Below are 1,938 nucleotides of genomic sequence, written 5' to 3'. Positions count from 1 at the left end.
ACAGCGAATTTCTCTGTTCTGCGAAATGCGCCAACGAATGTTCCCGCCGTTCTGGTTGAATCTTTATTTATCGATGCAGCCGGGAATGAGTCGTGCCAATGTGGAGAAAGCGGCTACTGCGGTGGCGCGTGGGATTGAGAAATTCTTGACAGGTAACGCAACAGGTTCTACGCCTCCACCGAGTAAGCCTGCACCTACACCAAAACCGAATCCATCTCCGACAAAATCGGGTGTCGTGAATTCTAAGGTAGGCTCTATATCGTTGAATTTCCGTGCTGATTCTTATGTGGGTGCAACGATTATCGGGTCACTCTCAAAGGGAACCTCTCTGAAGATTTTGAAATCGGTTACGGGAGGAAGCTACACGACACCGACGGGGAGTTCTCGTAAGGATTGGTATCAGGTAGAAGCTAATGGCAAAAAAGGGTATGTTGCGGCGTATTATGTTGATGTAACTTCTGACAATCCATCACCGAGTCAACCTTCAGGGTTCCATGCAGAATCTTTTTCTGGCTGGGTTGGTCCCGAAATTGGAGTCGCGCTTCGCAATAGTCCGAAGCATTCAGATCGGAGTGGTTTAGCGGAACCTTATAAAAAGACACTCCATTTTGACGGATGGAAGTATGGAGAGTCTGTAACTGACATCTGGACAGGTAAATCTGATGCGCTGTGGTATCGTTACTGGAGTAATGGGAAGGCTTATTGGGTTCCCAGTGCTTACATTTTTGGCTATCCCAAATCTAAACCGCCAATTCAACCTGGGGGAAATCCGGGTGGTGGAACGACAAGTAAACCAGGACATGTTAATGATAAAGTCGGCGGTGTTCCTTTGCGTCTCCGTAGTGGTCCTTATTTAAGTAAGTCTATCATTGGCAAGTTATCTAAGGGAACCAACTTGACTATTCTGGAACAGGTTTCTGGTCAGGCTTACGAGCCAGGAAATCGGACAAATTGGTATAAGGTAAAAGTCAATGGTAAGACAGGTTATGTTGCTGCTTACTATGTCAGTGAAGGGAGTAGTAATGGTGGTGGTAATAATGGCGGTAACAATAACTATCTGAATAGTTTAGCTTCTTGGTCTGACTGGAACTGGGAGGATTCTATTAATAGCGCTGCTGACTTTAACTATATCAAAAACAATCCAAGCTCAGATATTGGTAAGCTCTACCGAGATCTATCCAATGACTTGTTTGGTCGGTATTTTCCACCTACAGGCGCTTACATTTCTGATGATTACAAGCGAGCAACAGGCTTGAATAGTTATCATGGAGCCATAGATATTGCTTCCCCTCTAGGCACAAATGTCAAGAGCTTGGTAGAGGGAGAGATTGTGTTTACCAATCCTTCATACTTTGGTGTCGTATCTATCAAAGATAAACATGGACGCTATCACATCTACAAGCATCTTGATTCAGTGAATGTTTTCGTAGGTCAACAAGTCAAGAAAGGCGATATAGTTGGTAAAACAGGTGGTCGCGGAAATTCTCGATATTCTTTCGCTGCACACCTACATTACGAAGTTACTCGCGCTCCTTACTATAAGTACGGTGCAGCCCAAACCCCTAGCGTTCTTGCTTCTAAACAAGGCATTCGAGAACGTAACTTTAACCCAATAAAAACTTATTGGAAATTACGGCGTGGAAGTTGAGCCGTAGTAGCTTGGCAAGGTTAAAATTGTGGGCAACGCGATCGCTGTAATCCAAATCAGTTGTAATTTGTAGCAGATGATTTACCCCTATTTTTAAGCTTGCCAGCCCAGTAGGGTGGGCATTGCCCACCAGCGTACCAGTCAGTACCATTCCACCTAAAAATGATCGCCTAAAACACACCTCCATTTTGAGTCAGGGCGGGTTTTGTTTAAACGTTATCACAAACATTAAAATTAAACGGCTAAACCCGCCCCTACAAATACCTAGGCTCCCACGCGATCGCATCCCC

1 protein-coding gene is annotated in these 1,938 nt (G+C 44.8%); it reads left to right on the top strand.

The features are described from left to right. A partial coding sequence (locus MC7420_RS34645; protein ID WP_232231856.1) for an SH3 domain-containing protein occupies positions 1–1,648 on the top strand: 1,648 nt, incomplete at its 5' end. Positions 1,649–1,938: the final 290 nt, after the last annotated feature.

The organism is Coleofasciculus chthonoplastes PCC 7420 (assembly GCF_000155555.1).
GTDB lineage: Bacteria > Cyanobacteriota > Cyanobacteriia > Cyanobacteriales > Coleofasciculaceae > Coleofasciculus > Coleofasciculus chthonoplastes_A.
Note: the sequence above shows the minus strand (reverse complement) of the source record. Positions and strands in the feature narration are given on the sequence as shown.